The sequence below is a fragment of the Streptococcus downii genome, from assembly GCF_004353325.1.
In the GTDB taxonomy this organism is placed as follows: domain Bacteria; phylum Bacillota; class Bacilli; order Lactobacillales; family Streptococcaceae; genus Streptococcus; species Streptococcus downii.
Map to the genome: position 1 here is coordinate 296,172 of NZ_MZNX01000006.1, position 25,334 is coordinate 321,505.

The window sequence follows — 25,334 nt, forward strand, 5'->3', positions numbered from 1 at the left end:
CTACTAATGTGCAAGATTCCAAATAATATAGCTGATCCGAGTACATCCAGTCCCCATTTCTTACCTTTTTCCAGAGCAGTCATCACCAACCCACGATAAATCATCTCTTCAAAAACGGGACCTGCAATTACAGGATAGAAAAAATACATCAAAAATGCCGTAGCTCCTGTAAAAGTCGGAATGGCGAGTTGATAAGAAATTTCATTTTTGGTAGGTGGGAAAAGATAAAATGTGATGAAATTCCAAATAACAAAAGCAAGAAGAGCTAAAAAGGAATAGAAAAGATAGGAGCCTCTAAATTTTCGACTGTTAATTTTCTGCCATTTACCTGACCAAACCATAACAATAAAAGCAAGCAGAACCACAAGAAAATTCAACATCATATCCGACAAATAATAGGCAAAGTTAGATAGATCAGCAGCAAGGTCGCTATGTAAAAGCAAACGAATGAAGAACTGGTCAGCAATGACAAGTAGAATAGCTATAAACAAGTAATAGTGTGAGATTATCTTTTTCATTTTATTTTCTCCTATACTATGAAATAAGGACAGTATAACACGAAAACTGCCCTATTTTAGAAAATCGCATATTTGACATTTTTTCTTATAGAAATCTCTCATTTGCGATAGTGGATTAATCGATAAGGTCTTTGTATTGCTGTAATCGTAGTTCAAAAAGGGCTGTTAATTGTGGATTTTCTAATATTTGCAGAGATTGGATAAAGTGTTCAATCTCTTTTTGATTACTTCCCTTAGTTTGAAGGAAAACACTCAATTTCTTTAAAAATTGCCACAATAATTTCTCAAAAACATCATACGGACGAAGCATGCTCTCCAACTCAGACTCAAAGATTGGGATGTAAGAGAAAAGCTTACGCTCCATGAGCTCTGATATGATATTCAGATAGCCACTTTTCATATACAGTCTATTGTGTGCCAATTCTTTAAATTCCTTGGATTTTTCGAGTAAGGAGGTTGATAAAAAGATCAGATCTTGATTACTCAAGAAGGGCATGGTGTTACAAAATATATAGAGTTCAAACCAGGTCCAAGACTCGATAGCATAAAGGTAGGTGGTCAAACACTCACGATCCTCCTCTTCAAGCAGATAGCTTTTATCCAAGGAATGGATAGCATTTTTAATCACGACGGCATTCAAACGACGATAGGTATGCGCTATCTGTTCCTGCTCGATTTCCTCCAACAGTTGCTCTAAGCCAGCCATATCCTGATGGGCAAAGCGATCGACAACCATTCTACCAATTCGCATATGTGGAGATTCCTGATAATTATTAAGCTTGTGTCCAAACTCGTCGAAGGTTACATTTATCCCTTGGATAGCTAGGATCAGCTTATCCGCAGACAACATAGACTGCCCCAGTTCAAACTTGGATAGCTGGGATGCTGTCAGCCCATCACAAGCCACATCTGACTGCTTGAGTTTTCTCGCCAGGCGCAGTTCCTTGTAAAATTCTCCCAATTCTTGTTTTTCAATCATGGCCAAACTCCCCTTTAAAGATTCCCTTTACTATTCTATTCGTAAAAAATTTTACTTTTTTACATATTATAAAATATTTTAGCAAAAAAGCCAGCCCTAAGCTGACTCTTTATTCCATAGTATCAAAAGCGAGACTTGGTTTGGCATTGAGGTCCAAGCTTGCAAAGTTCTCCTTATTCCACTCGCTGACGCTGGCATAGGCGATCATACCCGCATTATCTCCGCAAAGACGCAGAGGCGGGATGATGACCTTGACATCTGTGATTTCGGCTGCTAGGCGTTCTCTGAGGCCTTTATTAGCTGCCACGCCACCTGCCACGACCAGAGTTTTAACAGGATATTTTTCCAAAGCCTTCTTGGTTTTAGCCATGAGAATGTCCATAACTGCAGCTTGGAAGGACGCACACAAATCCTCTGTAGACAGGCTTTCTCCCTTTTGCTCGGCATTATGGTGAAGATTGATAAAGGCAGACTTCAAACCTGAGAATGAAAACTCCAGATTGTCTTCCTTGATCATAGCACGTGGGAAATCATAAACATCCTGACCTTGATGGGCCAACTCGTCAATCTCGCGACCTGCTGGATAGGTCAAGCCCATGACACGGCCGACCTTGTCATAAGCCTCCCCAACTGCATCGTCTCGTGTCTCCCCAACAATCTTGTAATCGCCAGCCTCAGAAACATAAACCAACTCTGTGTGGCCACCGCTGACCAAGAGTGCCAACAAAGGAAACTCCAAAGGCTCCACACTCTGAGCTGCCATGAGGTGACCAGCCATGTGATTAACGGGGATAAGCGGAAGGCCGTGAGCCCAAGCAAAGGCCTTGGCAGCTGACAAACCAACTAGCAAGGCACCGACCAAGCCTGGTCCATAAGTAACTGCAACAGCTGTCACGTCCTCTTCGGTAATTCCTGCTTCTGCCAGTGCCTCCTCGATACAGGCTGTAATAACCTCAACATGGTGACGACTGGCTACTTCTGGCACTACGCCACCAAAACGTTTGTGACTCTCAATTTGACTAGCAATGACATTGGACAAGAGCTGATCGTCGTTTTTCAGTACGGCGACACTGGTCTCATCACAAGATGTCTCAAATGCTAAAATATATCTATCCTTCATCTATTTCTCTCTTCATGATGATGGCGTCCTCGACTGGGTCATGGTAGTAGGTCTTTCGCTCAGCGATGACCGCCATCTTTTCTTTCTTGTAAAATGCTTGCGCTCGTTGGTTTGACTTTCTGACTTCGAGGAAAATCTCCTTGTCTGTCGGCAATGTTGCAAACAAGGCTGACGCAATTCCCTGAGCCTGATAGGTCCCTTTGACAGCGATTTGCAGGACTTCTGCCTCAAATAGATTCTCCTGAACGGCTAGAAAGCCAATCACTTCTGTCCCATCATAAGCCAGAGCGTACCAAGTCTGGTCTTGGGACAGGTCTGCTTGGATTTGTTCCAGTGTCCAAGGACTGACTGGATAAACAGCTGCCATGACAGCGTAGATGGCTTGAGCTAGTTCAGGCTGTTTTTGGATTCGTTTGATTTCTATCATAGGCGTTTAATGTAGGACTCGCCAGACTCGGTGTGGTTCTTGAGCCAATTTTCCTCGGCTTCAACACGTTTGAGGTAATTTGGTACAAAGTCGTGCAAGGAGTCTGCTTCCTTGTCCCATGCCCACAAAGCTAGATTAGCTGCATTTGGCAAGGTTTCTTGGTAGCTAGCTTGTGGTAGCTGTTCTTGGATCTGCTCCACAAAGGCACCAACTTCTCCGACGAAGGTCACCTGTTCAGCATCCGTGACCTTTTCTAGCACTTCCGCAAAGGATAGGTGTGCTTCTGCCGTGACAGGTTTGGCATTTTCATAAAATCCTGCATAAACATTGTTGCGACGCGCATCCATCAAGGGAACAAGTAAGCCTTCTTGTTGGCGCGGTACCAGAGCCAAGAGACTAGACATGCCAACTAACTCGATGTTCAGGGTATGAGCCAAGGTCTTGGCAGTTGCTACCGCAATTCGCAAGCCCGTGTAGCTACCTGGGCCCTCTGCCACCACGATTCGATCCAAATCCTTGGGTGTCCAATCTAAACTGACCATCAAAAAATCGATGGCAGGCATGAGGGTAATACTGTGATTCTTCTTAATATTAATCGTCGTCTCGGCAAGAACCTGCTTGTCCTCTAAAATAGCGAGAGAAAGAGCCTTGCTGGACGTATCAAAAGCTAATACTTTCATAACACATTCCTATCTTTTGGTCTGTTTACTATTATACTACAAAAGCTGACGCATGGGAATTTTCTTTGCCCCAAACAAAAAGCCCTGCCACTTAAACAAAGAGGAAGGCAAAAAAAGTTGTAGTTTTTTCCTATCTTTTCCAAATATATAAGTGAACAAGGAATTTGAAAGGATCTTCATAAGAAATTTGGATAAGTCATATATGTTGCAACTCGATTTTCGATGCGAGAGATCATCATCGTAAACATAAGGATATCATCTGAAAATAGAAAAGTCCGCCCCTCTATCAATACGGGGTGGATTTTCTGTATACTTAGATGAATAACTGGAGCTTAAGCATTTAAACCGAAGTAAAAAACAAACCAGACAACATAGGTTACAAGAAGGAGAAAAATTGAATAGAGCGTCACAAAAGCAAGCTTCCAAAGGAATTTTGTTTTGCGGTGTTCTAGATACGTAAAAATAAGATTTCCACCATAGACACAGGCTACAAAAATTACAAACATCAAGAGGCGAACCCCTACTGCAAATTCAAACAAACTAAACATTCTTAATCCTCCTTGTTTAAAAGCTATAGGGAATATTCCCATCCATAAACTTCCCTTTCTCTTTCCATTATAACACCTAAGCGCTCTCCGACCAAATCCTACCTATCTTTTTGTTCCTTCTTTCCCTCCCGACTTTCTCCATTTCCGTCTTTTACTAATTTTTCATTTTGTGGTATAATTGAAATAATTGTAACGAATCAAGGTCAATCTAGACACAAAATGGAATGAAATCAAGCAAATCTCTACTAAAAGTTTGGAATAAGTTGACCTATAAATAGAAAGGAACTATATGATTTACAAAGTTTTTTATCAAGAAACAAAAGAACGTAGCCCACGTCGTGAAACAACACGCTCACTTTACCTAGACATCGATGCCAACTCAGAACTTGAGGGCCGTATCGCTGCTCGTCAACTTGTCGAAGAAAATCGCCCAGAGTACAACATCGAGTATATCGAACTCTTGTCTGACAAATTGCTAGATTACGAAAAAGAAACTGGCGCTTTCGAAATCACGGAGTTCTAATATGGCCTACACTCTTAAACCTGAAGAAGTCGGCGTTTTTGCCATCGGTGGTCTGGGAGAAATCGGGAAAAACACTTACGGAATTGAATACCAAGACGAGATTATCATCGTCGATGCTGGGATTAAATTTCCAGAAGATGACTTGCTTGGTATCGACTACGTCATTCCTGATTACTCTTACATCGTAGACAATATCGACCGCATCAAGGCTGTTTTGATTACACACGGACACGAGGACCACATCGGTGGAATTCCTTTCCTGCTCAAGCAAGCAAATGTCCCTATCTACGCTGGACCACTTGCCCTGGCTTTGATCCGTGGAAAACTCGAAGAACACGGCCTCCTGCGCAACGCCAAACTTTACGAAATCAACCACAACACTGAGTTGACCTTTAAAAATCTCAAGGCAACTTTCTTTAGAACGACTCACTCTATTCCAGAGCCTTTGGGGATTGTTATTCATACTCCTCAAGGTAAAATCGTCTGTACGGGTGACTTCAAGTTCGACTTCACGCCAGTTGGAGAGCCTGCAGACTTGCACCGTATGGCTGCCCTTGGTGAAGAAGGAGTGCTCTGTCTCCTCTCTGACTCGACAAATGCGGAAGTGCCAACTTTTACCAACTCTGAAAAAGTCGTTGGCCAGTCTATCATGAAGATCATCCAAGGCATTGAAGGACGTATCATCTTTGCATCCTTTGCCTCAAATATCTTCCGTCTCCAACAAGCAACAGATGCTGCTGTTAAGACTGGACGCAAGATTGCGGTCTTTGGTCGTTCTATGGAAAAGGCTATAGTCAACGGAATTGAGCTTGGCTACATCAAAGCTCCCAAGGGAACCTTTATCGAGCCAAATGAAATCAAGGACTACCCTGCAGGCGAGGTTCTGATCCTTTGTACAGGTAGTCAGGGTGAGCCGATGGCAGCCCTCTCTCGTATCGCTAACGGAACACACCGTCAGGTGCAACTCCAACCCGGCGATACCGTTATCTTCTCTTCTAGCCCAATCCCTGGAAATACTACTAGCGTCAACAAACTGATTAATATTATCTCAGAAGCTGGTGTCGAAGTCATCCATGGTAAAATCAACAATATCCACACCTCTGGACACGGTGGTCAGCAAGAGCAAAAACTCATGCTCCGCTTGATCAAGCCCAAATACTTCATGCCTGTTCATGGTGAATACCGTATGCAGAAAGTCCATGCTGGACTAGCGGTGGATACTGGTGTCGAGAAGGACAATATCTTTATCATGAGCAATGGTGATGTGCTTGCCCTTACTGCTAACTCTGCTCGTATCGCAGGTCACTTCAATGCCCAAGACATTTATGTCGATGGCAATCGTATCGGTGAAATCGGCGCTGCTGTCCTCAAAGACCGTCGTGATCTATCTGAAGACGGTGTCGTACTTGCAGTCGCAACTGTTGACTTCAAATCTAAAATGATTCTGTCTGGTCCAGACATCCTCAGCCGAGGCTTTGTCTACATGCGAGAGTCTGGTGACTTGATTCGCCAAAGCCAGCGCATCCTCTTTAATGCCATTCGTATCGCGTTGAAAAATAAGGATGCTAGCATCCAATCTGTCAATGGTGCCATTGTCAACGCTATTCGTCCCTTCCTTTATGAAAATACGGAACGTGAACCGATCATTATCCCTATGATCCTCACACCAGACGAAGAAGAATAAATCAACAAAACAGCCCCGTCTTCGGAGCTGTTTTTCTCTATGCTTTCTTTTCTTGATTCTTCGAAATACTACGATTTTTACCTTCCAGATAGACCATGAGAATGGAAATATCTGCTGGGTTTACTCCCGAAATACGGCTAGCTTGGCCAATGGTTTCTGGATTGATGAGTTTGAACTTCTGGCGAGCTTCAGTCGCAATCGAGTCAATGTCATCCCAGTCAATATTGGCCGGAATGCGTTTTTCTTCCATGCGTTTCATCTTGGCAACCTGATCCATGGCTTTAGAAATATAACCCTCGTACTTGATCTCTGTTTCAATCAATTCAATGACCTTGTCATCCAAGTCCTCTGCAGCTGGCCCGATAAAGGCCACCACATCTTGATAAGAAACTTCTGGACGGCGAAGGAATTCCTTGGCTGTCACCGCATCTGTCAATGGTTTGAATCCCATCTCTTCAACCTTAGCATTGGTTTCCTTGACTGGCTTGAGTTTGATGCTGTCTAGGCGTTTCATCTCATTATCAAATTGATTTTTCTTGATTTCAAAACGAGCCCAGCGTTCATCGTCAACAAGCCCAATCTCACGTCCCATCTCGGTCAAACGCATATCTGCATTATCATGACGGAGGATGAGGCGGTATTCAGCACGACTAGTCAAGAGACGGTAGGGTTCAATGGTACCCTTGGTCACCAAGTCATCAATCATCACTCCAATATAGCCGTCACTACGCTTCAAAATCAACTCAGGCTTGCCTTGGATTTTCAGAGCGGCGTTGATACCAGCGATAATCCCTTGACCTGCTGCCTCTTCGTAACCTGATGTTCCATTGGTCTGACCAGCAGTGAAGAGTCCTGAGATTTTCTTGGTTTCCAGAGTTGCACGCAACTGATGAGGCAAGACCATGTCGTACTCAATAGCATAACCCGTTCGCATCATTTCTGCATTTTCCAACCCTTTGATGGAATGAACTAGCTCGCGCTGGACATCCTCAGGAAGACTGGTTGAAAGTCCTTGGACATAGACTTCCTCTGTATTGCGTCCTTCTGGCTCAAGGAAGAGCTGATGGCGTTCCTTATCCGCAAAGCGCACAATCTTATCCTCAATCGATGGACAGTAACGAGGTCCTACTCCCTTGACCACACCTGTAAACATAGGCGCACGGTGGAGGTTGTTTTGGATAATCTCATGACTGGTACCATTAGTGTAGGTCAACCAGCATGGCACCTGGTCCTTGACATAGTCCTCATCACGTGAAGTATAAGAAAAGTGATTTGGCGCTTCATCCCCTGGTTGAATCTCTGTCACATCGTAGTTGATAGAAGAAGCCTTGACACGGGGAGGCGTTCCTGTCTTGAAACGACCGATTTCGAGTCCCAGTTCCTTGAGATTATCAGCTAGATTAATCGAAGCTAGGCTGTGGTTTGGACCTGACGAATACTTGAGATCTCCGATGATAATTTCCCCACGAAGGGCAGTCCCTGTCGTCACGATAACAGCCTTGGCAGCATACTCTTGATGGGTCGCTGTACGAACACCGACAACCTTGCCATCTTCCACCAAAATCTCATCAATCATGGTTTGACGAAGGGTGAGATTCTCTTGATTTTCAACTGTCTTGCGCATTTCCTTAGAGTAAAGTTCCTTGTCAGCCTGCGCACGAAGGGCACGGACAGCTGGCCCCTTCCCTGTGTTGAGCATCTTCATCTGTATGTAAGTCTTGTCAATATTCTTGGCCATTTCCCCACCGAGGGCATCCACTTCACGCACGACAATCCCCTTGGCAGAACCACCGATTGAAGGGTTACAAGGCATGAAAGCCAACATTTCGATGTTGATGGTCGCAAGCAAAACCTTACAGCCTATACGGCTGGCTGCTAGAGATGCTTCCACCCCAGCGTGCCCCGCACCGATTACAATAATATCGTATTCTTCCGTAAAATTATAAGTCATTTTCTCTCCTATTCCTCAAGATGAATGTGTATTAGTTGGCCGTCCCAATCTGGTAGGGCTGTTTTTAGAAAGGCTGGAACTAGATTGATCCCCTGAAGCTTATCTAAGTCAATCCACTCACAGGGCTGCATTTTCTCATCTTCCTGCATGGTTAAAGGAGCGTCCTCCAGTAGATCAACTAGATAATGAAATTCGATGTTGTGATAGGAAACACCGTCCTGTTCAAAACGATTCTCAACTACAAAGGCTAGTCGCCCAGCCTCAGCTTTGACACCTAGTTCTTCCCTCACTTCACGGACTACCGCTTCTTCCGTTCTTTCATTGGCTTGGATGGCACCACCGATAGTGTAATACTTGCCCTTGTCTTTTGTAACCAAAAGCTGATTATTTTGGACAATCAAGGCTGTCGCCCGAACTCCAAAAACCGTATTTCCCACTTTGGTCCGAAAATCCACTTGAGTCATCTCTTTCCTTTCCTCAAAACGACACAAAAACAGTCAAAACTCCAAAGAAGTGCAGGACAAAAAGACCTGCAACATCCATGAGCTTTGACCATCATTTCTATTGCTTTTATTATTGTAGCAAATTGAGAAAATTTGTCAATCTATATGTACTGACAAACTTGTCCATCGCGGTAAGCATTGTCAATCAAACCGCCACCGAGACATTCTTCACCGTCGTAAAAGACAACTGCCTGTCCTGGTGTAATCGCGCGTTGTGGCTCCGCAAAGATGACCTCCGCCTTGTCACCTTTGACATGAACTGTCACCTTAGAGTCAGGCTGACGGTAGCGGAATTTAGCTGTGCATTCTAGCGTAAATTCCTCTGGCATCTCACGAGTAAAGTGAACTTGACTGGCCTCTAGGCTGGTTGACATGAGCGAATCATGGTAGAAGCCTTGACCTACATAAAGGATATTCTTGCTGAGGTCTTTTCCGACAACGAACCACGGCGCATTGTCACCACCGTGTTGGCCACCGATACCCAGTCCGCCACGCTGACCGATTGTATAGTACATAAGGCCTGCATGCTCACCCATATCACGTCCATCCACTGTCATCATGCGACCTGGCTGGGCTGGTAGGTAGTTGCTGAGAAAGTTTTTAAAGTTCTTTTCGCCGATAAAGCAAATCCCTGTCGAGTCTTTCTTCTTAGCAGTCGCAAGGCCTGCTTCTTCTGCTAGTCTGCGTACTTCAGGCTTTTCTAAATGTCCCAATGGGAACATAGTCTTTTGGAGTTGTTCTTGCGAAAGTTGACTGAGGAAATAGGTCTGGTCCTTGCCATTGTCCACGCCGCGAAGCATGTGAACTGTCCCGTCCTCATCACGCGCCACTCGGGCATAGTGCCCAGTCGCTACATAGTCTGCCCCCAAGGTCATGGCATAGTCCAAAAAGGCCTTGAACTTGATTTCCTTGTTGCACATAACATCTGGATTTGGCGTGCGCCCTGCACGGTATTCCGCTAGGAAATACTCAAAAACGCGGTCCCAATACTCTTTTTCAAAATTGACAGAGTAGTAAGGAATGCCGATCTGATCTGCCACCGCAGCCACATCCTTGTAATCTTCGGTCGCCGTACAGACGCCGTTTTCATCTGTGTCATCCCAGTTCTTCATGAAGATACCAATCACATCGTAGCCCTGCTCCTTGAGCAAGAGAGCCGTCACCGACGAATCAACACCACCACTCATCCCCACAACAACACGTGTTTTAGAGTTATCACTCATGGTAAGTCTCCCATCTATTCGTTTATTCACGATTGAAGGTCGTGTGTGCTTTAACGATTGAAGGTCGCTTGAGCAGTATTCATTATAACACGCTTGGTTGGAGAAGACAAGAAAGAAGTTGATACTCTACCAACCTCTGGCTTTAGACACAGTTCAAATCCAAACTATTCTTTATAGAAAAAAGTCCTATAAATTCGAGCAATAGTTAAAATACAAACAAATATAATACCCAAAATAGATAATACTATTTTCACAAAACTCAGTTCCGAACCTATTACATAGATATGAAAAAGAGGGGCTAGTCCTACACATAGAGACAATAGATAACTAATAAATCTTATCTCACCAATTCCTGCAAAAAAATGTTTCATGTAACGATTCTCCATTTGCTCCATTAAATCAGTTTTATTTTAGACTATCATAAAACAATCAATCCTTCAACAAAAATCATTGGCGAAATACTATTCTAAAGCATTGATAGCTCAGATTTCTCAGAATAGAGCTGTCCTAACTATCGAATAGCTTGAATACATATATATCAATGCAATTCTAAGCTTAGAATTACTATAAAATAAATGTTTTGCGATTGTTCTAAGTCTTTGACTGCTTAAAATTTTACATTCTGAAGGATTCTAAAGCTAGAATAGCTCAAAACCATGAGAACTTAAGTATTCGAAACTTCAGAGTCATACGATCTCCATAGGAATTATCGTTTTTAGTAAGTGTGGTTAGGAGGTAATTTTAGGGAATCTCCTAAAAACAACCGCTTTTCTATTTTTATCAATCAAAAAATGTTAATAAATTCGTGCTTTAAAATTAAATTTTAAAGGTGCCCTTAAGTTTAAATATTTTTGATAAAATTTCTGTATTTTTCACAATTCAATGACTCGATGGCATTGTTGAGCCACATAGATATCGTGGGTAACGATAATGACCGTTTTCCCTTCCTTGTTCATATCTAAGAGAAAGTTTAAAACCAAATCTCGATTTTCAGGGTCTAGAGAGCCGGTTGGTTCATCTGCTAAAAGGAGCTGACTCGGTTTTAAAATGGCTCTAGCAACTGCGATTCGTTGCTGTTCCCCTCCAGATAACTCTGAAACCTTCTGATGTAGGGTTGATGACAATCCCACTCTCTCTAAAATTTCTTCTATCTTTTTAACTTTATCTTTCTTGGGCAATTTCACATACTTTAGAGCAAGCATGAGATTATACTCCACTGTTTCATTATCAATCAGAGCAAAATTTTGAAAAAGATAGGAAATGTGTTCGCGGATAATCGCTTGCGACTTAGCAGAATTGACAAGTACATTTTTCTGGCCGAAAATTTCATAATGCCCACTATAATCACCATCTATCAAACCCAATAGATTTAACAAGGTTGACTTGCCACTACCACTCTTTCCAACTATCGCAACTAAGTCCCCTTGGTTAATCTTTAGAGATAAGTTCTCCAAAATAACTTTTTTCCCAATAGTTTTCGTAATATTTTCCAACTTTATCATAAGATATCCCCTTTCAATAACTGCGCCACATTTCGTTTTTCCATCTTAGATGCCAAGAAAAGTACAAACAGAATATCTACGCATGTAAATCCTGCAAAAAGCAAGGGTGGAAAAAGAGCGTGAGCCAAGAATACCAGGGCTACAAAAGGAAGGCTATAGACAGCTAATAGAAGACCCAGCAAGGAACGATACCGATCTATCAATTTCCAGCCCATAAACTTCTTGGTGATGATATCTGTTCGCTTCAACAAGAAAGTTATTACTAGTAAGAAGTAGGAAATCATCATACTAAGGAGACCAAACAAAGCAAAGAGTAGGTTAAAATTCCGAACAGCATCTCGATAACTATCCACCTTCTCTTGTTGAATGGCTTGAATAGATGAAAATTTTAAATGATTTCCATCTGACAATTTCTCAACTAACTCTGTAATCTCTTTTTGATGTTGAATCGTATTTTCGATTTTAATGGGATTATTTAAACCTGTTGTTGACAGGGAGGCTTTTTCATCCCACATCATATCAGAATCATTGACCAAGTTAATAATTGGATTGTAGAGATTTTCCTTTCGCTTATCACTATATGGAAAAAATGACCAATCACCTTCATAGTAAGCAATCTCGATATCCATCTCCTCTATAGTTCGTTTTTGCTGCTCTTCATACTTCATAGAAAGATAGGCAATTAATTTCCCCAAGAGCTGATTTTTATCTTCTTCACCTTTTGTACTTACTGGCATCAAAATAACTTTTTTAGTGCCGGTATCTGGTAGCTTGAATCCCTTGCTCTTTAGAAAATTGCTATTAGCATAGTAAACATCCACCGTATCTGTTAACTGATATTGCTGAATCTGTTCTGATTTGACAAAATTTTTTACAGGAAGACTGCTACTTCGCACATAACCTGCCTGCGTTTTTTCTACCAAGTCTTGATACAATCGATAGAAATAATCCACTGCTTGCCCTGAGCCTGCCAACTGCTCTTGCCACAGGTTATCATTGAGTTGGAAGGTTTCTAAGGTCAGATAATTTCCTTGACTGATCCACTGTTTCTGGTAATCCAACTCTTTGTTTCCTTGCTCCAAACTTTTCCCCACCCCAACTAGCAAGACTGTCAGTAAAATGGTGGTTCCAATTTTCATCAAATAATTAAAGAGTAGACCAAATTTGAAAGATGAAAAACCTTTCAGCAGAGAGCTGATTGTCATTTTTTGAATTAAGAGATAAGTCAACCAACTGATAAAGAGATAAAGCTGCAAAAGCAAAAAATGAGACAACCACAGCATAGGGAACAAATCTTTCGGCTTATAATCAAGCAAGAAAAACACCCCTAGATTGATCACAAGCGCCCCACCTAGGAGGAGGTAGAGGTTGCCTTTCACAACATCAGCTAAAACAGCCCGATCCTGAAAACCAAGTAATTTTTGTACCCCAACTCTTTTCATCTCCATCATTGGCTGATACACTGTTACTAAGACAAGAAGCAAAATAGCCAAGGCAAAAACAATAGCAGATAAAAGCAAGTCTCGATTTATGACTTCCACTGCACTTTTGTAGATCGGCTCTAGCAAGGTAGTCTGGTCGGTCTTGAAAAAATCACTCCACTTCTGTAAAATCTGATCTCTATCCATCTCTTGAGTCGAACTAATCGTGTAGCGACCATTTAAACTACGAGATGTATCTTTGATATAGGTTTGAAAAGTCATAAGCTGAATAGGCTTGGCTTTTAGAAAGGTCGGAATCGTACCAAGTTTATTAGAAAGGTCTTTATTACTATAGACTCCCTCGCCATTTTCTGTAAAATCAAGGGAAGAAATCCCGAACTCTTGGTAGGGGAAGGTATCTTTATCAAAAACACCAGACTTGATCACCTCATCACCACTGTCTGTTTTGATGATGGAGACTTTGTATTCCTTTGATACATCCTCAAAAAATCGAAGAACAGACGCTGCAGGTTCATTGACATCTTTTAAGTATACATCCAAAGAACTCGCTGTCTTTCCCATTTCCTGAATCCGAACTACTTCTCGTGTGTAGTTTACATTAAAAACAAAAAAAGTGGTACACAGAAGCAGGAGTAACATACAGAAATTACTGATTTTTTTCATAAAGATACCTCCTCAGCACTTTATCATCTTGAATATAAAATACAATATACCTTGTCGTAGAATTTGTTAACCTTTTTCACAAATTATTTTAGCTTTCTTTTTTACTTTTTATACTACTATGATACAATATTTTTAATCAATTTCTATTTTTGTTAACTTTTTTCACAAATAAGGAGGAAAGCATGCGCTACGATTTTGGAAATGTTTATAAAGAAATCCGTGAGTCAAAAGGGTTAACTCAAGAGGAGGTCTGTGGGGATATTCTCTCAAGAACCAGCCTATCAAAAATCGAAAGTGGCAAGACAACCCCTAAATATGAGAATATGGAATTTCTTCTCCAGCAAATTAATATGACCTTTGAAGAGTTTGACTATATTTGCCATCTCTACCAACCTAGCCAACGAGCGGAAATCATGCAGACCTATCTCAATATGAGCTCAATCTTAGGGACTAGTGAACTTATCAATTTATTTCAAAAATGCCAAGACTACCTCAAGACCCACCACGACCTCCCTATAGAGGAAATCAGCGACATGCTTGAAGTTGTTATTTATATCCGTCAACATGGGACAGGGGAATTATCAGACCACGCAGAACAGGTTGTCAAGAAACTTTGGAGAAAAATTGAAAAACAAGATACGTGGTATGAGAGTGACCTAAAAATCCTCAATACCATCCTTTTCAGATTTCCCATTGAACACCTCCATCTCATCACTGGAAAAATCTTGCAACGCTTAGAAGTCTATAAAAACTATCAACATTTATATGACTTGCGAATGGCAATCCTACTCAACCTCTCTACCATTTACTTATACAATCAAGATAGAAACATGTGCCAACAAATCTGCTACACTTTACTGGAGGATGCCAAGAACAAGAAAAGCTACGATAGGCTTGCTATCTGCTATGTCCGTATTGGAATTTGTACGTATGATTCTAAACTTATTCAAAAAGGATTCTCCCTTCTGGAACTAACCGATGAGACCTCTATGCTATCTCATCTCCAAAAAGAAGTAGAAAACTATTATCAACCGAAAGAAATATAAAAAAGTCGAGGAAATTCCTCGACTTTTTATACTATTCTGTTCATTAGTTCTTAATACCAACCGTTGTTAAGCCAGAAGTTCTTGGCAGCTGTCCATGAACCGTAACGTCCTGCAACGTAAGCATCTGCTACACGTTCTTGGTTTTCAGCTGAGTAGTCACCGTTCAAGTATGAATCTGTCAATTGGTAACGTCCGATGTAACGTCCGTTTGTAGCTGTGTAGCTACCGCCTGATTCTTTTTGAGCGATCCATTCTTTGGCTTCTGCTTCAGATCCGCTAACAGTTGCTGCTGGTGCAGTGTAGCTTTCTTCTGCTACTGGAGCTGCTGGTGCTTCGTAAGTTGTTGTTTCAGCAACTTCTTCATAAGTTGTAGCTTCGCTTGTTTCCTCTGTAGCAACTGGTGCTTCATAGGTTGTCGCAGAAGCTGCATCTGTTGCAGTTGCTGTCGATGGAGCTGTTCCTTCGATGACCAAAACTTGATCCACAAAGATTAAGTGGATGTTTTCAATCTTATTTTTTTCTGCCAATTTTTCAACAGTAGTGTTGTACTTCTCAGCGATTTCTGAAAGAGTGTCACCTGGTTTAACTGTGTAAGTTACCGTTTCTTGCGCAGAAGCAAGTGCTGGTACAAAGAACGTAAGCAAGGCTGCTGCCCCTGCAAGAGTTGATTTGATTTTTTTAGTTGTTAATGTCATTTCTAAAAATTCTCCTTTTTACTATGCTTCTATCATACCGTTTGAATATTACCGTTTCTTGACGGTTTCGTGTAGAAATATTACAAAAATATTTTATATTTACTGAAACATTGATATTTTTGTCATAAAAGACAAGATTTTATACTATTTTTATCCATTTTTTCAGTTTTATAAGGGAAATAAGCACAGAACTTCATTCTTTGATATAATAGAAACAAGAATCTTTGTAAGGGGAAACAGATGCAATCACTTCGTTTTCAATCTGTCTTTGATATTATCGGCCCTGTCATGATTGGCCCATCAAGTAGCCATACAGCTGGTGCGGTTCGTATCGGAAAAATTGTCTCTTCCATCTTTAACGATACACCAACAGAAGTCGAATTCCAATTATTTAATTCATTTGCCAAGACCTATCGTGGCCACGGGACTGACCTAGCTCTCGTTGCTGGAATTTTAGGTATGGATACGGATGATCCTGACATTCCAAATAGCCTTGAGATTGCTCATAAGCGTGGTATCAAGATCGTCTGGACCATTCAGAAAGACAGCAACGCTCCTCACCCTAACACCACTAAAATTACTGTGAAGAATGAACACAAATCCATTAGTGTGACGGGGATTTCTATTGGTGGGGGAAATATCCAAGTTACGGAACTTAATGGTTTTGCCGTTTCTCTCAATATGAATACCCCGACCATCATCATCGTGCATCAGGATGTTCCGGGGATGATTGCCCATGTTACTGAAGCCCTCTCTCGTTTCGATATCAACATCGCTCAGATGAATGTGACTCGGGAAAAAGCTGGAGAAAAAGCCATTATGATTATCGAAGTCGATAGTCGAAGTTGCGAAGAGGCGATTGAAGAAATCCGAAAAATCCCTCATCTCCACAATGTCAATTTCTTTAAGTAGGAGGAAACATGTTTTATTCTATCAAAGAATTGGTTGAGCAAGCAGATCTAGACTTCCAAGGAAATGTCGCAGAACTCATGATCGCGACAGAATATGAACTGACCGGCCGGGAACGTGCAGAAGTTCTCCTCCTCATGGAGCGCAATCTAGAAGTCATGAAAGCCTCTGTCGAGCTCGGTCTCAGTGAAAATAAATCCCGTAGTGGCTTAACGGGAGGAGATGCGGCCAAATTAGACCGCCATCTCAAAAGTGGCAAGGCCTTGTCGGACTTTACCATCCTATCAGCAGCCCGAAATGCCATCGCGGTCAACGAACACAACGCTAAAATGGGCTTAGTCTGCGCCACTCCAACCGCAGGAAGTGCTGGCTGTCTGCCTGCCGTTCTTACTGCAGCTATTCAAAAACTTGACCTCAGCCACGAAGAACAGCTGGATTTCCTCTTTGCTGCGGGTGCCTTTGGCTTGGTTATCGCAAACAACGCTTCTATTTCAGGTGCTGAAGGTGGCTGCCAGGCCGAAGTTGGCTCTGCCTCTGCCATGAGTGCCGCAGCCTTGACCTTGGCTGCAGGTGGAACTCCCTATCAAGCCAGTCAAGCCATCGCTTTTGTCATTAAAAATATGCTAGGTCTCATCTGTGACCCCGTCGCTGGTTTGGTCGAGGTTCCCTGTGTCAAGCGCAATGCCATGGGAGCCAGCTTTGCCTTTATCGCGGCAGATATGGCCTTGGCAGGTATCGAGTCTAAGATCCCTGTTGACGAAGTCATCGATGCCATGTACCAAGTCGGATCCAGCCTCCCAACTGCCTTCCGAGAAACGGCTGAAGGTGGACTCGCAGCCACCCCTACTGGCCGTCGCCTACAAAAAGAAATCTTCGGAGAATAACCTTATCTAATAGGAGAAACTATGTCATCAATCTCAGCCATCTTTTTCGATCTAGACGGAACCCTCGTTGACAGTTCCATCGGAATCCACAATTCCTTTACTCATACCTTTGAACAACTGGGAGTTCCGACTCCTGATGCTAAAACAATTCGTGGTTTCATGGGTCCACCGCTTGAAACTAGTTTTGCAACTTGTCTCCCAAAGGAGCAAATCTCGGAAGCTGTTCAAACCTACCGTTCTTACTACAAGAAAAAAGGGATCCACGAAGCGCAGCTCTTCCCTCGAATGACGGAATTGCTTCAAGAACTCTCGCAAACCTATCCTCTCTATATCACCACAACAAAGAATACTCCTACTGCTCATGATATGACTAAAAATCTGGGAATTCATCATTTCTTTGACGGCATTTACGGTTCTAGTCCTGAAACACCACACAAGGCGGATGTCATCCGTTATGCCTTGCAAACGCATCAACTCCCTGCAGACCAAGTCCTCATCATTGGCGACACCAAGTTTGATATGATCGGAGCCCAAGAAACTGGCATTAAAAAGTTTGCTGTCACTTGGGGATTTGGAGAAGAGGCTGATTTACTCAGCTATCAACCCGACTGGATTGCCCATACAATCGATGATATCATCAGTCAGCTATAACAAGCTAATATCTTCAAACTACAGAGTAAAAAGACCAAGGTTCTGTCTATACAAAACCTTGGTCTTTGATTTATGATTAATTGTATGAGTCACTCTTACTCAATATGAGTTGTTTCATTTGCAAAGGAAATGATCGCTTCTTTTAGCTCATTTCCGCTGAGTGAACGGAACTCTTCAATTTTCTGATTGATGGCTTCTAGTGGCATGACATTTACCTTACCAACGAAAATCTTGTCCATAACTTGGTTATCAACCAATTCGGTCGAAACCAAAAGTTCTTCATAGAGTTTTTCACCTGGGCGAATACCTACTTCAACAATTGGAATTTCACTTTCTGTGTGCCCGCTTAGAAGCACCATTTTCTTGGCTAAGTCATAGATCTTGACTGGTTTGCCCATATCAAGGATAAAGACTTCTCCGTCCTTGGCATAAGCCCCTGCATGGATTACCAGACGGCTAGCCTCTGGAATGGTCATGAAGTAACGTGTCATACGGAAGTCTGTCACCGTTACAGGACCGCCTTCAGCAATCTGACGTTCAAAGACAGGAATCACGCTACCACGGCTACCGAGAACATTCCCAAAACGGACTGCACAGTAGGTTGATTTGCTACGTTGGTTAAAGCCAGTGACAATCAATTCTGCCACGCGCTTGGTTGCGCCCATAACATTCGGTGGATTGACCGCCTTGTCTGTCGAAATCATGACCATCTTAGGTACTTTGGCTGCATCAACAGCCTTGGCAACATTGTAGGTTCCAAGGATATTGTTCTTGAAGGCTTCTTTTGGATTGCGCTCCATCATCGGAACGTGTTTGTGAGCAGCAGCATGGTAAACGATAGCCGGTTTGTACTGTTCAAATACCTGTAGAAGGCGATCATAGTCCTGAATATCTGCAATAACAGGAACATAATCAATCCCTTGGAATGTACGGATCAATTCATGATAAACGAGGTAGATGGAATTTTCGCCATGTCCCAGCAAAATCACGCGTTCAGGATTGAAGCGACTGACCTGACGACAAATCTCTGAACCAATCGAACCGCCGGCTCCTGTCACCAGGATGGTCTTGCCTGTAAGCTCTGCACCAAGACGGGATTCGTCAAGACGGATTTCCTGACGACCCAAAAGGTCTGTAATGTCAATCTTCTGGAAACCACTACCTGGTTGGTGAAGCCCTTGAACAACTGTCTCAACCTTGGGCATCTTGTAACATTTGATACCGAGTTTATTACACATCTGCAGGATACGTTCGTACTCTGACGGATCAAGCGAAGGGATGGCTACGATGACGCGCTCGATTTGGTGACGTTTGGCCAATTCAGGCAGATTATCATAAGAACCCAAAACGGAAATTCCACCTAGTTTTTGTCCCTTTTTCTTCTCATCATTATCCAAAATTCCCACTAACTCAAGGTCACTAGTTGGGTGTTGGTAGCTGTTCATAAAGAGGGCCCCACCATCACCAGCACCAATCAAGAAGGTACGGCGGTGTTCTCCCTCCCCACTACCCTGCTTGCGCTTAGAATAAATCAGCTGCCAAGTGATACGAGGAAGCAAGATCAGGAAGGTACTCAATAAGATAAAGAGTATGATGAACCGGATAGAAAACAGAGGAAGAAAAGCGTAGCAAATTCCATAGGAAAATACACTACTGAGCATCACTCCGAAAAAGATTTTCATAAAATCCGTAATCTTGCTGTAACGACTAATACTCGCATTGAGCCCCCAAAATCCAATCATGATTTGATAGAGGAGAAAAGCCAAACCAGTATAGATAACATAATCCACAGGCGCTGGGTTAATCAAGCCATAAAAGAGAATGTAAGACACGATGATGGAAACCACCATACTAATAATGTCAAATACACCCCAGAACACCTGCTTTTGCTGTTTATTTAAAATTTCAACCAGATCAATCACATAATCTGTTAGTTTTTTATTCATAGGAATTTACTCTTTCTTAAAAGAATTTAAATATATATTGTTATTATAACATTTTTGAGCTATTTATCTTTTACAATACTATTTATTTTTTCTTAATAATTTCACAAAAATAAACTGACGTACAAAGCCTGGACAAAGTGCCACAATCGCCTGAATGGCAATGCTTTTCGCATATTCCATGTAGGAAATTTGCCCTCTTTCAAGCATGCGCTGACGAGCTTGGCGATAGAGTCTGAGGTAGCGCAGACCGCCTCGACGTTCAAACATCCCTGCACCGACACGAACCTGACACAAGATCTGATCGAGGTTTCCAGTCTTGGCACCTGCGGCAATCATATTGAGCCAGAGGAGATCATCCTCCATATAAAGCCCATCTTCATAGTTGCCTGCCTTGAGAACCATATCCTTCTTGAACATGACTGTCATGTGGTTAAAGGCGCTTCTCATTCTCTGATAAGCCACAATGTCTGCGTGCTGAGTTGGAACACGACGGTAAGAAACAATCTCGTCAGGATTGTCAATAAACTCTGCGATATGCCCGCCTAAGAGATCGAGATCTTCTTTCTCCATTAGCTGAAGCTGTTTCTCAAAACGATCCGGAACAGCTATATCATCTGTATCCATGCGAGCGATGATATCGTACTGACACTGTAAAACACCGTATCGAAGAGCCAAACCCAAACCTTGATTTTCTTCTAAGGGGCAACGCTTAACTGGAATCTCTGACTGCGCTTCCACTTCATCTAGCACCTGATAGAGTTCGGGCGTGAGCGGCCCGTCCTCAACAAGAACAAGCTCACTTGGTTTCAAGGTCTGGTTTTGAATACTCTTGATAGCATCTCTCAAAAACGTCGGATTTTCCTTTACATAGACCGACATCAAGACGCTGATTTTTTGCTTTTCAGACACAGTTTTTCTCCAATTTATAGATTTCCTTCCACTATTTTATCACAAAATTTCCTAGTTTCCTATTTTTATTTTAATTCTATGAAAAACTTAGTAAAAGAGTCTGTATATTTTCAAGCAAGATGGGCTGGACTTTCTAGTCCTCTCCTTGACATTATAAGGAAAAAACCTTAAAATAAGCTGTTATTAAAATCATCTTATCGAGGTTTTCATGAAAAAACAATCACTCTTTTTTGTTCTAGGAATTGTCTTAATCGGGACTGTTTTGCGCTCTCCTTTTACTGCTCTTCCAACCATTTTAGGAGATATCGCTCAGGGGCTAGGAGTCGAGGTTAGTTCTCTCGGTATTTTAACCAGTCTCCCTCTCTTAATGTTTGCTCTTTTCTCTGCTTTTGCAAGTCGCTTGGCGCAAAAGATTGGACTAGAGCATCTCTTTACCTACTGTCTCCTTCTCTTAACTATTAGTTCTGTCATTCGTATCTTTAATCTTCCCCTTCTCTATCTAGGAACCCTGATTGTCGGAGCGAGCATTGCTATTTTTAATGTTCTTCTCCCAAGTATGATTCAGGCAAATCAGCCTCAAAAAATCAGTCTCCTAACGACACTCTATGTCACTTCTATGGGGATTTCCACAGCTATTGCCTCCTATCTATCTGTCCCTATCATCCAAGCTAGTTCTTGGAAGGGCTTGATCCTTGTTCTCAGCCTCCTCTGCTTGGTCACTCTGCTAGTCTGGTTGCCAAATCATCGCCACAACCACTATCTAGAAGGCCAGCAAGAAAAGAAATCGAAAGAAAATACTCTAAAAAGCAAATCTGTCTGGGCCATCATTGTCTTTGGCGGTCTTCAGTCCTTGCTCTTTTATACAAGTATGACCTGGTTGCCGACTATGGCTATTAGTGCTGGTCTTTCTAATAGCGATGCGGCTCTTCTTGCTTCTATCTTTTCGCTGATTAGCATTCCTTTTTCCATGACCATCCCAAGTCTGACGACTCGTTTGTCAGACAGCCACCGTCAAATCATGCTGGCAATTATCTCTATCGCTGGTATGATAGGAATTGCCATGCTCTTGTATCCAAGCGACAACTTCCTCTACTGGCTAGTCGCTCACCTCTTGATTGGAACAGCCTGTAGTGCTCTCTTTCCTTATCTCATGGTTTGCTTCTCACTTAAGACCAGCTCGCCTGAAAAGACTGCGAAACTCTCAGGTCTAGCGCAAACAGGGGGCTACATCTTGGCAGCCTTTGGCCCTACCTTGTTTGGTTATAGTTTTGAACTTTTCCAGTCTTGGATCCCAGCGGTTCTTGCCCTTCTAGCCATCGATATCATCATGACTATCTCACTCTTTATGGTAGATCGGACAGATAAAATCCTTTAATTATTCTAAAATACTTCTCAGATATAAACAATGCAAAGCCAGACAGAGTCTGGTTTTTTAGGCGTTTCTATCAAGAAAAAGCACCATCCATCTGTTAGCAGAAAGGTAGTATTTTTGATATAATAAGATGTATAGAAACTAATTGTCATGCGAAAAATAAATTAGTTTATAAGATAGCTACTATTTCAAGTGAGGTGCATAGAATGGATGAACAGAAATACAATTTGGATCAAAGTATAGCAGAGTTAGATAAGCTCGTTGAGATAGCGACTAAAGAAGCAGACTCCCCTGACTTTACACTTATTACGGAAAAACTTAAAGCATTACAGGAGAATTTTCCAGAATCTGAAAATCTTGCAGAGGCATGTGCTAGAGTTTTAGTGAAACTATCAACGATGCAAACTACCGAAAAGGATCAAATGTTTATCATTGAAAAAGTACGAACTTTAAATAAAGAATTTCCTGATTCTCAGGATATTGCTTTATCGTATGCTACGGCTTTAGCTAATTTATCAATTAAACAGACTGAATTAGAAGAAGTTACTGAAACTACTCAAAAAATTAAAGATATTTACAAAAAGTTCAATGAGGCACAAGGTATTGCTTTACAGTATGCTAGAGCTTTAGTTACTCTATCTGCTAAAAAGACTGAAGCTGATGAAATCGCTGGGATCACTCAAGAAATTAAAGATATTTGCAAAAAGTTCAATAAGGCACAAAAGATTGCTTTGTCGTATGCTATGGCTTTATTCAATCTTTCAAACAACCAAAATGATATCAACGATCGTAAAGAAACTATATCTACATTAGAAGACTTATCATTAGAGTTTCAAAATTCTCAAGACATTGCTTTACAGTATGCTAACGCTTTATTCAATCTTTCAAACGCCCAAAATGACATCAAACAACGTAATGAAACTATATCTAAACTAAAAGACTTATCATTAAGGTTTCAAAATTCCCAAGACATTGCTTTACGGTATGCTAACGCTTTATTCAATCTTTCAAACAACCAAAATGACATCAAACAACGTAATGAAACTATATCTAAACTAGAAGACTTAACATTAAGGTTTCAAAATTCTCAAGACATTGTTTTACGGTATGCTATGACTTTGGCTAATTTATCAATTAAACAGACTGAATTAGAAGAAGTTGCTGAAACTGCTCAGAAAATTAAAGATATTTATATAAAGTTCAACGAGCCTCAAGATATTGCTTTACAGTATGCTTCAGCTTTAGTCAGTTTATCAAATAAACAGTCTAAAGCTGGAGAGATTGTTGGAACTACTCAGGAAATTAAAGATATTTACAAAAAATTTAATGAGCCTCAAAGCATTGCTTTACGGTATGCTATGGCTTTAGTCTACCTATCTGATAAACAGACTAAATCTGATGAAATCGCTAAAACTACTCAGAAAATTCAGGTCATATACGAAAAGTTCGAGAAGCCTGAGAACATCGCTTTATCGTATGCTACAGCTTTAGTCAATTTATCACTGAAACAAACCAACTTAGATAAATTGAATGATACGGTTTCTAAACTAAAGAAATTAGCTTATAATTTTGAAAAAAATGAAGATATCACTTTATGCTACGCTGAAGCTCTTGCCAAAATTATCACTAAACAACAAAATGAAGAGGAAAAACTTGAAATCATAGATAAATTAAAAAGATTACACGATAGATTCGTACAATCTGAAGAAATTACTGTTCAATATCTTACAGCACGGATGGATTTGGTAAAAAATAATCAAATAGAACAATCAAATCTCCTAAAGGATATCTATCAGTCACTAGAATCTATTCCGAGTATTAAAATTTTAAATATGCTCATCGAGATACTCGAAAACGAAGAACAATTTAAGCAAGATCAAGTTCAGATTTCCACTACTAATATCGTAAAAGCTCTGGATAAACTTTGTTTTGATTCATCTATTGAAGAAGGGAAAGATGAAAAAGAGAAAAATTTGCTTATTCGCACCTTAAAACTTGGTATCATCTCTGATACAAAATATGATATTTTAAAAGATTGGATAGAGCATTACGGAGAAGACTCAACAAAAATCAATAAACTAATTAAAATTTACACGCTTGTCCAACAACTCAAGTATGAGCTTGGATTGAAGGCTGAGGAAAAAAATAGAAAACTAAACTTCGGTCACTATACTTCAGGAGAAGCACTCCAAAGCATACTAGGAAAGAGGGAGGTGGCTCCATTCTCCATCTCAGGAAAGACTCGTCTGAATAACGCCAACTACATGAACGATCCTGAAGAAGGCGTCATTCTCGAAGACATTTTAAAATTAGAAAAACGCAATCCTTTGGAGCCTAGCTCTTGGTTCTTAATGAGTTTCACTACCAAAGTAGATGACCTAGCTATGTGGTCACAATATGGTAATAATGCAGAAGGAGTTTGCATTGTACTTAAAGAGGATAATTTTGCTCGTTATCATTCACTTAGTGACCTTCCTTGGTATCAAAAAATCTCAGATAAACAAGTCGGCCATAAAATAAACTCAAGTGTTGAAATCCAAAACGATAACTCTCTAAATGAATCCGACAAAGATATAGCTATTAAAGGCAATGAAAATGTACAAAATTCTGAAGACAAATATTCTACACTGAATACTAATATGGATTATTTATATCGCGTAGCTTATGTTCATTACTCCAATGACCAATTCAACATCGAAGAAAGTGAACTATTCACAAATGAAGAAGTAACACGATTAAAAGGACTGTTAGAGGATTTAAAATCAGAATTAAGGGACTATAAAAATTCTGGGGATCCATTCTATAAAAAAGCCATTGGTGACTGTATAGAAGAAATCCGCTACTTGTTCAAATCGGTCGATTACAAGTATGAGGAAGAATTACGTATTTTGCAATTTGCTAATTTAAAACCAGATAATGATGATATAAAAATTGATTACTCTCCTGAATTCGGTAAACTTTATCTGGAGAGAAAAGAAAAGATTCAAATCGATGAAGTCATTTTCGGTCCTAAGTTTCCAAATCCTGAGTACGTAACTCCTCTATTAAAACTTTTAGATAAGGAAATTAAGTATAAGAAATCTACGATAAAATTTAGATAAAGGCTGGCAACATCCTCTAAACTTCTAGTTTTTACTAGGAGTTTTTTATATATAAAAT

Annotated in this window: 22 protein-coding genes and 1 pseudogene; 8 read left to right on the forward strand and 15 right to left on the reverse strand. The window is 41.0% G+C overall.

The window, feature by feature from the left end; genetic code table 11:
- The 6 genes and pseudogenes from E2R31_RS03365 to E2R31_RS03395 form a co-directional block, all read right to left on the reverse strand.
- A pseudogene (locus E2R31_RS03365) lies at positions 1 to 518 on the reverse strand (CPBP family glutamic-type intramembrane protease); the annotation flags it as partial.
- 115 nt (positions 519 to 633) lie between these two features.
- Positions 634 to 1,497, reverse strand: coding sequence for an Rgg/GadR/MutR family transcriptional regulator (locus E2R31_RS03370; RefSeq protein WP_132972821.1), 864 nt, complete (start codon positions 1,495 to 1,497; stop codon positions 634 to 636).
- Between the two features lie 109 nt (positions 1,498 to 1,606).
- Complete coding sequence (tsaD, locus tag E2R31_RS03375; RefSeq protein WP_132972823.1) at positions 1,607 to 2,617, reverse strand: tRNA (adenosine(37)-N6)-threonylcarbamoyltransferase complex transferase subunit TsaD; 1,011 nt, start codon at positions 2,615 to 2,617, stop codon at positions 1,607 to 1,609.
- Positions 2,607 to 3,044 (reverse strand): ribosomal protein S18-alanine N-acetyltransferase, encoded by a 438-nt coding sequence (rimI, locus tag E2R31_RS03380; protein WP_132972825.1) that lies wholly within the window; start codon positions 3,042 to 3,044, stop codon positions 2,607 to 2,609. The genes tsaD and rimI overlap by 11 nt, the downstream gene beginning before the upstream one ends.
- On the reverse strand, positions 3,041 to 3,724 hold the full coding sequence (gene tsaB, locus E2R31_RS03385; protein ID WP_132972827.1) for a tRNA (adenosine(37)-N6)-threonylcarbamoyltransferase complex dimerization subunit type 1 TsaB: 684 nt from the start codon (positions 3,722 to 3,724) through the stop codon (positions 3,041 to 3,043). The genes rimI and tsaB overlap by 4 nt, the downstream gene beginning before the upstream one ends.
- A 332-nt stretch (positions 3,725 to 4,056) precedes the next feature.
- Positions 4,057 to 4,272, reverse strand: coding sequence for a hypothetical protein (locus E2R31_RS03395; protein ID WP_061454149.1), 216 nt, complete (start codon positions 4,270 to 4,272; stop codon positions 4,057 to 4,059).
- A gap of 289 nt (positions 4,273 to 4,561) precedes the next feature.
- On the opposite strand from E2R31_RS03395, the gene E2R31_RS03400 reads away from it, so the two are divergent.
- Positions 4,562 to 4,795: a DNA-dependent RNA polymerase subunit epsilon gene (locus E2R31_RS03400; RefSeq protein WP_000639582.1), complete on the forward strand. Its 234-nt coding sequence runs from the start codon at positions 4,562 to 4,564 to the stop codon at positions 4,793 to 4,795.
- 1 nt (position 4,796) lies between these two features.
- On the forward strand, positions 4,797 to 6,479 hold the full coding sequence (rnjA, locus tag E2R31_RS03405) for a ribonuclease J1 (protein WP_132972829.1): 1,683 nt from the start codon (positions 4,797 to 4,799) through the stop codon (positions 6,477 to 6,479).
- Between the two features lie 37 nt (positions 6,480 to 6,516).
- Here the strand turns inward: rnjA and mnmG are convergent, their stop codons facing one another.
- From mnmG to E2R31_RS03435, 6 genes are all read right to left on the reverse strand, one after another.
- Positions 6,517 to 8,430 (reverse strand): tRNA uridine-5-carboxymethylaminomethyl(34) synthesis enzyme MnmG, encoded by a 1,914-nt coding sequence (gene mnmG, locus E2R31_RS03410; RefSeq protein WP_132972831.1) that lies wholly within the window; start codon positions 8,428 to 8,430, stop codon positions 6,517 to 6,519.
- 8 nt (positions 8,431 to 8,438) lie between these two features.
- Positions 8,439 to 8,894, reverse strand: coding sequence for an NUDIX hydrolase (locus E2R31_RS03415; RefSeq protein ID WP_165941782.1), 456 nt, complete (start codon positions 8,892 to 8,894; stop codon positions 8,439 to 8,441).
- A 140-nt stretch (positions 8,895 to 9,034) separates the two neighbouring features.
- Entirely contained in the window at positions 9,035 to 10,156 is a 1,122-nt protein-coding gene (mnmA, locus tag E2R31_RS03420) for a tRNA 2-thiouridine(34) synthase MnmA (RefSeq protein ID WP_001282954.1), read from the reverse strand.
- A gap of 164 nt (positions 10,157 to 10,320) precedes the next feature.
- A complete protein-coding gene (locus E2R31_RS09965) occupies positions 10,321 to 10,527 on the reverse strand; it encodes a hypothetical protein (protein WP_125827663.1) in 207 nt (68 codons plus the stop codon).
- A 501-nt stretch (positions 10,528 to 11,028) separates the two neighbouring features.
- A complete protein-coding gene (locus E2R31_RS03430; protein ID WP_132972835.1) occupies positions 11,029 to 11,658 on the reverse strand; it encodes an ABC transporter ATP-binding protein in 630 nt (209 codons plus the stop codon).
- Positions 11,655 to 13,763 carry a bacteriocin-associated integral membrane family protein gene (locus E2R31_RS03435; RefSeq protein ID WP_132972837.1) on the reverse strand — a complete coding sequence of 703 codons (2,109 nt, stop codon included), beginning with the start codon at positions 13,761 to 13,763 and terminating at the stop codon, positions 11,655 to 11,657. The genes E2R31_RS03430 and E2R31_RS03435 overlap by 4 nt, the downstream gene beginning before the upstream one ends.
- Positions 13,764 to 13,945: 182 nt before the next feature.
- Between E2R31_RS03435 and E2R31_RS03440 the strand changes: the two genes are divergently transcribed.
- Positions 13,946 to 14,809, forward strand: a complete 864-nt coding sequence (locus E2R31_RS03440) for a helix-turn-helix domain-containing protein (RefSeq protein WP_132972839.1) — start codon at positions 13,946 to 13,948, stop codon at positions 14,807 to 14,809.
- Positions 14,810 to 14,859: 50 nt separating this feature from the next.
- On the opposite strand, the gene apf is transcribed toward E2R31_RS03440, so the two are convergent.
- On the reverse strand, positions 14,860 to 15,504 hold the full coding sequence (gene apf / locus E2R31_RS03445) for an aggregation-promoting factor (RefSeq protein ID WP_061454159.1): 645 nt from the start codon (positions 15,502 to 15,504) through the stop codon (positions 14,860 to 14,862).
- Positions 15,505 to 15,744: 240 nt separating this feature from the next.
- On the opposite strand from apf, the gene sdaAB reads away from it, so the two are divergent.
- Genes sdaAB through E2R31_RS03460 form a run of 3 tightly spaced genes read left to right on the forward strand, consistent with a single transcriptional unit; the run spans position 15,745 to position 17,948 of the window.
- On the forward strand, positions 15,745 to 16,416 hold the full coding sequence (gene sdaAB, locus E2R31_RS03450) for an L-serine ammonia-lyase, iron-sulfur-dependent subunit beta (protein ID WP_125837440.1): 672 nt from the start codon (positions 15,745 to 15,747) through the stop codon (positions 16,414 to 16,416).
- Between the two features lie 8 nt (positions 16,417 to 16,424).
- Positions 16,425 to 17,297: an L-serine ammonia-lyase, iron-sulfur-dependent, subunit alpha gene (gene sdaAA, locus E2R31_RS03455; protein ID WP_038805886.1), complete on the forward strand. Its 873-nt coding sequence runs from the start codon at positions 16,425 to 16,427 to the stop codon at positions 17,295 to 17,297.
- A gap of 21 nt (positions 17,298 to 17,318) precedes the next feature.
- Positions 17,319 to 17,948 (forward strand): HAD hydrolase-like protein, encoded by a 630-nt coding sequence (locus E2R31_RS03460; RefSeq protein ID WP_132972841.1) that lies wholly within the window; start codon positions 17,319 to 17,321, stop codon positions 17,946 to 17,948.
- A gap of 95 nt (positions 17,949 to 18,043) precedes the next feature.
- Here E2R31_RS03460 and E2R31_RS03465 read toward each other — a convergent pair whose 3' ends face one another.
- Together E2R31_RS03465 and E2R31_RS03470 are read right to left on the reverse strand one after the other, a co-directional pair.
- A complete protein-coding gene (locus E2R31_RS03465; protein WP_132972843.1) occupies positions 18,044 to 19,894 on the reverse strand; it encodes a nucleoside-diphosphate sugar epimerase/dehydratase in 1,851 nt (616 codons plus the stop codon).
- 78 nt (positions 19,895 to 19,972) lie between these two features.
- Positions 19,973 to 20,803: a glycosyltransferase gene (locus E2R31_RS03470; protein WP_132972845.1), complete on the reverse strand. Its 831-nt coding sequence runs from the start codon at positions 20,801 to 20,803 to the stop codon at positions 19,973 to 19,975.
- 208 nt (positions 20,804 to 21,011) lie between these two features.
- Between E2R31_RS03470 and E2R31_RS03475 the strand changes: the two genes are divergently transcribed.
- Together E2R31_RS03475 and E2R31_RS03480 are read left to right on the forward strand one after the other, a co-directional pair.
- Complete coding sequence (locus tag E2R31_RS03475; protein ID WP_132972847.1) at positions 21,012 to 22,178, forward strand: CynX/NimT family MFS transporter; 1,167 nt, start codon at positions 21,012 to 21,014, stop codon at positions 22,176 to 22,178.
- A gap of 203 nt (positions 22,179 to 22,381) precedes the next feature.
- Positions 22,382 to 25,276 carry a DUF2971 domain-containing protein gene (locus E2R31_RS03480; RefSeq protein ID WP_243701285.1) on the forward strand — a complete coding sequence of 965 codons (2,895 nt, stop codon included), beginning with the start codon at positions 22,382 to 22,384 and terminating at the stop codon, positions 25,274 to 25,276.
- The last annotated feature ends 58 nt before the right edge of the window (positions 25,277 to 25,334 follow it).

Coding starts and splice junctions, on each gene's coding strand:
- rnjA (WP_132972829.1), top strand. CDS start 4,797: ATGGCCTACACTCTTAAACCTGAAGAAGTCGGCGTTTTTGCCATCGGT.
- mnmG (WP_132972831.1), bottom strand. CDS start 8,430: ATGACTTATAATTTTACGGAAGAATACGATATTATTGTAATCGGTGCG.
- rimI (WP_132972825.1), bottom strand. CDS start 3,044: ATGATAGAAATCAAACGAATCCAAAAACAGCCTGAACTAGCTCAAGCC.
- tsaD (WP_132972823.1), bottom strand. CDS start 2,617: ATGAAGGATAGATATATTTTAGCATTTGAGACATCTTGTGATGAGACC.
- E2R31_RS03465 (WP_132972843.1), bottom strand. CDS start 19,894: ATGAATAAAAAACTAACAGATTATGTGATTGATCTGGTTGAAATTTTA.
- E2R31_RS03370 (WP_132972821.1), bottom strand. CDS start 1,497: ATGATTGAAAAACAAGAATTGGGAGAATTTTACAAGGAACTGCGCCTG.
- E2R31_RS03400 (WP_000639582.1), top strand. CDS start 4,562: ATGATTTACAAAGTTTTTTATCAAGAAACAAAAGAACGTAGCCCACGT.
- E2R31_RS03480 (WP_243701285.1), top strand. CDS start 22,382: ATGGATGAACAGAAATACAATTTGGATCAAAGTATAGCAGAGTTAGAT.
- E2R31_RS03435 (WP_132972837.1), bottom strand. CDS start 13,763: ATGAAAAAAATCAGTAATTTCTGTATGTTACTCCTGCTTCTGTGTACC.
- E2R31_RS03415 (WP_165941782.1), bottom strand. CDS start 8,894: ATGACTCAAGTGGATTTTCGGACCAAAGTGGGAAATACGGTTTTTGGA.
- E2R31_RS09965 (WP_125827663.1), bottom strand. CDS start 10,527: ATGAAACATTTTTTTGCAGGAATTGGTGAGATAAGATTTATTAGTTAT.
- sdaAA (WP_038805886.1), top strand. CDS start 16,425: ATGTTTTATTCTATCAAAGAATTGGTTGAGCAAGCAGATCTAGACTTC.
- E2R31_RS03460 (WP_132972841.1), top strand. CDS start 17,319: ATGTCATCAATCTCAGCCATCTTTTTCGATCTAGACGGAACCCTCGTT.
- apf (WP_061454159.1), bottom strand. CDS start 15,504: ATGACATTAACAACTAAAAAAATCAAATCAACTCTTGCAGGGGCAGCA.
- mnmA (WP_001282954.1), bottom strand. CDS start 10,156: ATGAGTGATAACTCTAAAACACGTGTTGTTGTGGGGATGAGTGGTGGT.
- sdaAB (WP_125837440.1), top strand. CDS start 15,745: ATGCAATCACTTCGTTTTCAATCTGTCTTTGATATTATCGGCCCTGTC.
- tsaB (WP_132972827.1), bottom strand. CDS start 3,724: ATGAAAGTATTAGCTTTTGATACGTCCAGCAAGGCTCTTTCTCTCGCT.
- E2R31_RS03395 (WP_061454149.1), bottom strand. CDS start 4,272: ATGTTTAGTTTGTTTGAATTTGCAGTAGGGGTTCGCCTCTTGATGTTT.
- E2R31_RS03430 (WP_132972835.1), bottom strand. CDS start 11,658: ATGATAAAGTTGGAAAATATTACGAAAACTATTGGGAAAAAAGTTATT.
- E2R31_RS03475 (WP_132972847.1), top strand. CDS start 21,012: ATGAAAAAACAATCACTCTTTTTTGTTCTAGGAATTGTCTTAATCGGG.
- E2R31_RS03440 (WP_132972839.1), top strand. CDS start 13,946: ATGCGCTACGATTTTGGAAATGTTTATAAAGAAATCCGTGAGTCAAAA.